The sequence below is a fragment of the Streptomyces sp. NPDC003943 genome, assembly GCF_053605265.1.
Genome location: NZ_JBSGIW010000063.1, coordinates 42832 through 49411, shown reverse-complemented (window position 1 = coordinate 49411; position 6580 = coordinate 42832). Strand labels below are relative to the sequence as shown.

Annotated in this window: 6 protein-coding genes; 3 read left to right on the top strand and 3 right to left on the bottom strand. The window is 75.2% G+C overall.

The features are described 5' to 3' along the window. Positions 1 to 199 (bottom strand): hypothetical protein (locus tag ACWEV0_RS24355; protein WP_453151546.1); only part of this gene is annotated, 199 nt, incomplete at its 3' end. Positions 200 to 384: 185 nt separating this feature from the next. Continuing rightward, positions 385 to 963: a hypothetical protein gene (locus ACWEV0_RS24350; RefSeq protein WP_453151545.1), complete on the bottom strand. Its 579-nt coding sequence runs from the start codon at positions 961 to 963 to the stop codon at positions 385 to 387. Positions 964 to 1104: 141 nt separating this feature from the next. On the opposite strand from ACWEV0_RS24350, the gene ACWEV0_RS24345 reads away from it, so the two are divergent. The 3 genes from ACWEV0_RS24345 (at position 1105) to ACWEV0_RS24335 (ending at position 5156) form a co-directional block, all read left to right on the top strand. Further along, positions 1105 to 2073, top strand: a complete 969-nt coding sequence (locus ACWEV0_RS24345; RefSeq protein WP_453151544.1) for a fibronectin type III domain-containing protein — start codon at positions 1105 to 1107, stop codon at positions 2071 to 2073. Between the two features lie 118 nt (positions 2074 to 2191). Further along, a complete protein-coding gene (locus ACWEV0_RS24340) occupies positions 2192 to 3310 on the top strand; it encodes a beta family protein (protein WP_453151543.1) in 1119 nt (372 codons plus the stop codon). Between the two features lie 55 nt (positions 3311 to 3365). Then, a complete protein-coding gene (locus ACWEV0_RS24335; protein ID WP_453151542.1) occupies positions 3366 to 5156 on the top strand; it encodes a hypothetical protein in 1791 nt (596 codons plus the stop codon). A gap of 90 nt (positions 5157 to 5246) precedes the next feature. Here the strand turns inward: ACWEV0_RS24335 and ACWEV0_RS24330 are convergent, their stop codons facing one another. Beyond that, positions 5247 to 6398 (bottom strand): GDSL-type esterase/lipase family protein, encoded by a 1152-nt coding sequence (locus tag ACWEV0_RS24330; protein ID WP_453151541.1) that lies wholly within the window; start codon positions 6396 to 6398, stop codon positions 5247 to 5249. Positions 6399 to 6580 lie beyond the last annotated feature (182 nt).

The window sequence follows — 6580 nt, the reverse complement described above, 5'->3', positions numbered from 1 at the left end:
GAGACGGCACCCGGGGCAGGTCCCAGGGCACGGCCCGGGACAGGATCCGGGGCAGGTCCCAGGGCACGGCCCGGGACAGGATCCGGGGCAGGTCCCAGGGCACGGCCCGGGACAGGATCCGGGGCAGGTCCCAGGGCGCGGCCCAGGGCAGATCCAGGGCAGAACCCCCGGGCACGCCGCAGCGCAGGACCTCGGGCACGCCGCAAGGCAGGACCCAAGACAGGACCCCGGGCACGCCGCAGCGCAGAACCCCGGGCACGCCGCAAGGCAGAACCCAGGACAGGACCCCGGCCCGGCGCCCGGGCTTGCCCTCGGGCCCGCGCCGCGGCCCGCGCTCGGGGACGCCCCCGGACAAGCCCCAGCCCACGGCGCCCTGACACACCCTCATCGCTCCACCGCCGCTCGCCGCCTGCACTCGTGCGCCAGGTGCGGATAGGCCACGGCGATCGCCTCGTACACCCGGCGGCGCAGCAGCCGTTCGGCCTCGGCGCGGCCGGTGTCGCCGTAGAGGTCGTCGAGGAGCGTGTCGTAGCGGGAGAGGGCGTGCCGCAGATAGCCGACCTGCCAGCGGACCATGGCGCCGGCGGTGACCCCGCCGGGGCCGCGGGCGCCGAGCAGGTGGCGGTGCCGGACGGCGCGGCGCTCCAGTTCGGCGGCCGGGAGGCGGGGCACCTCGATGGGTTCGGCGCGGATCGCCGCGAGGACCGCGCGGCGGCGCCGGTCGGCCGCCACCAGGCTCGCGGCGGCGGCCCGGCCGGCGGCCTCGGCGGAGGCGGCGAACTCCGGTGTGCGCTCCACGGCTTCGACGCGCGCCAGGAGATAGAGCCGCACCGGCGCGAGCGCCCAGCGCCTCGGATCGCGGCCCTGCACATCGGCCTGGCCGAGCATCTCGCTGACCATGGCGTCGCTCCAGCCGCGCACGCGCAGCCCGGCCAGTGACACATACGTCGTACGGTCCGTCACGATTCCCCCAAAGTCGACTACGGAGAGTGATGGAACCAGTGAAGCGCACGCCACTGACAACGCCCTCTTGTCGCCGCCCCGCCCGCTGTGCGATATAGGTCTGGACCTTTCCCGGTACCCCACCCGGACGGAGGCACCCCCATGCAACGCCCGTACGTCACAGCCTCGTTGACCGCCGCCGCGCTCGGCCTGACCCTCGCCCTCGCCGCCTGTTCCGGCACCGCCGCGGCCGCCAAGGACACCCGCGCCCCCACCGCCCCCACCGGAGTCACCGCGACCGCCGGCAGCGCCACCACCGTCCACGTCATGTGGAGCGCCGCCACCGACGACCGGGGCGTCACCGGCTACGTCGTCTACGACCGGGGTCGCGAGGTCAAGGAGCTCCCCGCCGCCACCCTGATGACCGACATCACCGGCCTGGCCCCCGCCACGCGCCACACCTTCACCGTCCGCGCCCGCGACGCCGCCGGGAACCTCTCCCCGGCCGGCGCCCCGGTCGTGGCCACCACCCTTGCCGCGACCGCCGAGGACCGCACACCACCGACGCGCCCGACCGCCCTGCGCGCCACCCCCGCCGGACCCGGCGCGGCGGTCCTCAGCTGGCGGCCCGCCCGCGACGACACCTGCGTCACCGCGTACGACGTCTACCAGGCCGACTCCCGCATCCACACCGTCCCCGGCACCGCCACCACCGCCCGCCTCACCGGCCTGCGCCCCGGCACCGCCTACTCCTTCACGGTCCGCGCCCGCGACGCCGCCGAGAACTCCTCCCCGGACAGCGCCCCCGCCGACCTCACCACCGCCCCCGCCCCCGGTGCCCCGCCCGGCACCGCGCCCACCGCGGTCACCGTCCGCCCCGCCCGCGGCGCCCTCACCGTCACCTGGACCCCGCCCCGTACCGCCACCGCCGTCAGGGAACACCAGCTCTATCTCAACGGCCGCTTCGCCACCACGATCGTCTGGGGCACCCAGCCCGCCCCCGGCCCCGTCACCTACACCCTCACCGTCCCCGCCACCCCCGGTCTGCGCTACACCGTCACCCTCCGCGCCAAGCTTCCCGACGGCACCTGGGGCGACTTCTCCGCGCCCCGTACCGCGGTCACGCCGTAGCTCCCCCGGTCCCTCCCGGCCCCCTGGCCACAATTGGCCGAAACGGCCTCCTTTCCGGCCCGCCCGCCGCGCCGCACCCTGCGAACGGGGCACTTGCCGAAGGGCGTTGGGGGAGCCGATGGCCGAGCCGAGCTACGTACCCGTACTGCCCGCACGACCGAGCGCGCGGAAGGCGTACGAAGCCCTCACGCCCTCGGTGCGCGCCGCCGTCGCACCCCTGTGGGTCGTCCCGCCCCGCGACCCCGACGCCTGTCGGCGCGCCCGTCGGCATCCCTTGCACGAGACCCTCGACCACATCGCCCGGGTGCAGGAAGGCGGACCTGCGTGGGTGGACATCCGGGGCGGCGAGTCCGAGACCGACTCCCGCCCGGTCGAGGAGGCGCTGCACGAGGTGCTGACCCGCACGGCGCTGAGACCCGTGACCGGACCCGAACGCCCCGCCCGGCAGCGGGCCGCCTGCGCGGCCGCGGCCCGTGCGTGCGGCGACGGCCTCGGGATACGGATCTCCCCGGCCACCCTCGCCGACGAGCGCCTCGAAGCCCGGCTGGGACGCCTGATCGCCGACCTCACCGACCTCGCCGAGCTCGACGACCTCCCCCTGGACCTGCTGCTCGACCTCGGCGCCGTCCAGGACGACCACCACCACGGCCTCGTCGAGAAGTCGGCCCGGCGCGCCCTCGCCCTGCTCGCTCCGCTCCGCGGCTGGCGGACCGTCGCCGTCCTCGCCGGCTCCTGCCCGGGCGCCGACGCCGCCCCCGACGGCTACGGGGCAGCCTTCGCCGAGGCGGAGCGCTACGACTGGGACCTGTGGCACGCACTCGACCGTTCGCCGGACGGGCGACGGCTCCGCCTCACCTACGGCGACTACGGAGCCGGGCACCCCCGGAGCACCGCCCAGCCGGCCGACCCGGGCGGCGGATCGCCGTGGGGCCTGCTGCGTCACACGGGCGAACGCACGTTCCTCCTCGGCAGGGTGCCCACCCGCGGGGACGGGCACGCGGCCGACATCCGGCGCACGGCGGCCGAGATCGTCGCCACACCGGACTTCGAGGAGGCCCCGCACAGTGCCGCCAAGGACTGGATGCGGGCCTGCGCCGCGGGCCGGGGGCGCGAGGGCGCGGGCCATCCCGGGGTGTGGGCCTGGGCCGCGCACAACCAGCACCTCACCTTCGTCGTCCACCAGCTCCACCGGCTTCGCCGCCTGCACCGGCTCGGCCCCTTCCAGCGCGCCGTGTGACCCGCCTGGCCCCATCGCACCGCGCCCCGCCCCGCCCCGAATTACGCTGGGAAGCGTGGCCGAGATCGTGCTCACCAACACCGGTCGTGACGCGTTCCTGGAGGAGAGCCCCGAGTTCCGGGGGCCGGGAGCGGTCAGGGCCGTGGACGCCGTGCTCGCGCTGCTCGCCCTGCGCGGGGCCGACCGCGGGTCAGGGGTGCCGGAACCGACGCCCGGCCTGGTGAAGCGGCTGCTCGTGGAGGATCTGCCGGCGTTCGTGTGGGCGGCGCCGGACGAGCTGGCGGTGTACCCGGCCGTGCTGCGGGCGCTCGCCGGGCGGTTCGACGGGGAGCGGCGCACGCGGATCGAGGGGGTGATCGGGGAGGCCGTGGCCGATTTCGAGCGGGCCATGGGCGACCCCGGGAACCTGACCTGGCCCCGCTGGTACGCGCAGCTCCTGCGCGCCGACGGCACCGATCCCGGCGACCCCGAGGCCGTACGGGCCTGGCTGGCCCGGCTCGACGGGCCGCCGGTGCCCGACGGGGTGCGCCGGGCCGACCTGGTGGGCCGCACCGCCGTCGCGGACCTGGTCCTCACCGAGGTGCTGACCAGGGCGTACGTACGCGATGCCGAGCAGCCGCCAGCCGCCGGGCCGCTGCTCAGCGACCACGACGTGGCGCAGGGCATCGGCCGGGTCGCCCAGGCGCTGCTCGACCGGTGGACGGCGGCCGGACTCGCCGAGGGGCTCGCGGGGGAGTACGCGCACCTCGCGCCCGGGCCCGACGACCTGCCCCATCTCGTCCTCGCCGACGCCCTGCTCGACGAGCACCTCGACTACTACGGGGACGCCTCCGTGCCGCTCCCGCCGCCGGAGCGGGAGGCCGAGGAGACCGACACCGACGTGGAGCGGGACGCCGACCTGCTGGCCGCCGCCGTCGACGAGCTCGCCGACGAGGGAACGTACGGCGGCGAGGCAGCCCACCTGCTCTACACGCTCTACCAGCGCGGCTGCTCCGCCGAGTCGGTCGCCCGCCGGGCCGCCGAGTTCGAGGACTGGACCGTCGACCCGGCCCTGGAGGACGCGCCCGTCCGCGTACCGCCGCCCGCCTCGCCCGGCTACACCACCCCGACCGCGTCCGAACTCTCCCGCCTCCTCGGCACGCCCGGCATCACCGACACCGACCGGGCCCGGCTCGACCAGCCCGCCCACGGCCTCGCGGCCGTCGTCGACCGGCTGGCCGCGACCGGACTGGTCTTCCGGCGCGGCGACGCCTTCGGCCTCACCCCGGGCGGCTGCGCCGCGGTCCGCTATCTGCTCGCGGTACGGCGGGTCGCCGTGCCCGACGCCGAGGAGACGGCCGAGTGGGACGCGGACACCCTGGTGGCCGCCGCCGCGGGCTGGCCGCCGGCCGTCGCCGGACGCGTCCTCGGCGAGTGGCTGCACGCCCGCGGACATGGCGACAAGGCATGGTCCGGGCTGCTCGCCGCGCTCGGCACGGTCAACGCCGGCACCTCCGAAGCCGCCGCCACCCGCGGCCTGCTGGACGTCCTGGACCTGTCCGCCGCCCCGGCCCGGGCGCTGCGCGACGCCCTCGCCAACCCGGCCGCCGGCATCCGGGCGGCCGACGCGCTGCGCGACCGCGGGGAGCCGGTGGACCCGGACCGGGTGCCGGCCGCGGCGCGGGCCCTGCACGTGCTCGACGGGCTTCCCGGCAAGAAGGGACCGCTGGAGTCCCGGCGCGGCGCCTTCGACGCGGCGGCCTCGCGCTGGCCGGGCGGCTCGGCGGCGCTGGTCGCCGCCATGTGCGCCGCCGACCCGCACGAGGCCGAACGCGTCCTGAAGCCTCTCGGCATCAGCCTGCCGTGACTCGGCCTGCCGTGGGTCAGTCTGCAGTGACTCAGCCTGCCCTGTGGCAGCCTGCCCTGAGTCACCCTGCCCTCCTCCCGGCCGTGGCTCTCAGCCCGCCGTGAGGTACATCCCCGACGATCCCGACCCCGCCGTGTTCCTGCAGCTGTAGTTGCCGGAGGTCTGCGCGTTGATCAGGGCGAGACAGCGGCCCAGCGCCAGCTGCCCGTAGTAGTTGGGGTGCATGTCCTCCTGGAGCGGCCCCTGGGTCTCGTTCTGGTCGATCCAGCGCGCCCACTCGCTCGTCGTCGGCGACGCCGGCACGGTCGAGGACACCAGCTTGCTGGTCTTCGCGCACACCTCGCGGCCCTGGAGCATGTCGCGCAGATCCATGAACTGCGCGCCCTTGGCCGTGGCGACCGCCTTCAGCCGGCTCGCGATCTGCGGGACGAGGGAGTCGCGCGCCCAGTCGGAGTCGAGGTTCCAGAACGGGCAGCCGCCGGTGTTCGTACGGCTCCAGCCGCTCTCGCCGTAGCGGTTCTCGGCGGCGCGGGGGATGGGGGAGGGGTACGACTGGAGCACGATCCGGTAGTCGCCGGCGGCGTAGCCGGCGCCCGTCATCACGGCTCTGATCTCGTCGATCGACTTGCCGACGTCCGCCATCACGCCGTCGATCTTGGAGTCGACGACGGCCTGCTGGTCGTCGTGGCAGTAGGAGTACCAGACGATGTAGTCGGTGGCGCAGGTGCTGATGATGTCGGCGAAGCCGAGGTCGTTGCCCCCGATCGACAGGGCGATCAGCTTGACGTCGTGGGTGGCGGCGACGGCCGCGAGCTGGTCGGCCTGCGGGGCCTCGCCCTTGAACGCGGTCCCGCCGGAGGTCGTACGGAACACGTTCTTCGTGACGGCCCCGGAGCAGGCGATGTTGATCAGATTGGTGGCGATCGGGCCGGCGCTGTTGACCTCGGCCGAGTCCGAGCGGTGACAGCCGTTGGCCTCGGTCGTGCCGTACACCCGGCTCGGGTCGTACGTGCTGCCGTTCCAGGCGCGGTCGGTGCCGTTGCGGCTGCCGGTGGTGGTCAGGCTGTTGCCCTGCCAGCGGCCGGCCTCGCCGGAGATGTAGCTGTCGCCCATGGTGACGACGGTGGAGGGGCCGGAGCCGGGGGCGGCGACGGCGGGGGACGGAGCGGCCAGGAAGGCGAACCCGGCGGTCAGGCACAGGGTGAGCAGACCGCGCAGCGCGCGGTGGGGGGACGATGACATGGCTGTGCTCCTGCGAGGTGCGGTACGCGAGGTACGCATCGACGTGGGGGACAGCCGCCGGCCGGTGGCATGGCGGAATTTCGCACGGGCCGACTTGTTACCGCTAGGTAGTTGCGTATTTCGGTTGAGTTACGTGACTTGTGAAACGCCATGGATCGAAAACCGGCCACGTCTTCCGCAAA

Bases quoted from the DNA above. Each gene is read 5' to 3' on its own strand.
- ACWEV0_RS24345 (WP_453151544.1), top strand. From the start codon at position 1,105: ATGCAACGCCCGTACGTCACAGCCTCGTTGACCGCCGCCGCGCTCGGC.
- ACWEV0_RS24340 (WP_453151543.1), top strand. From the start codon at position 2,192: ATGGCCGAGCCGAGCTACGTACCCGTACTGCCCGCACGACCGAGCGCG.
- ACWEV0_RS24330 (WP_453151541.1), bottom strand. From the start codon at position 6,398: ATGTCATCGTCCCCCCACCGCGCGCTGCGCGGTCTGCTCACCCTGTGC.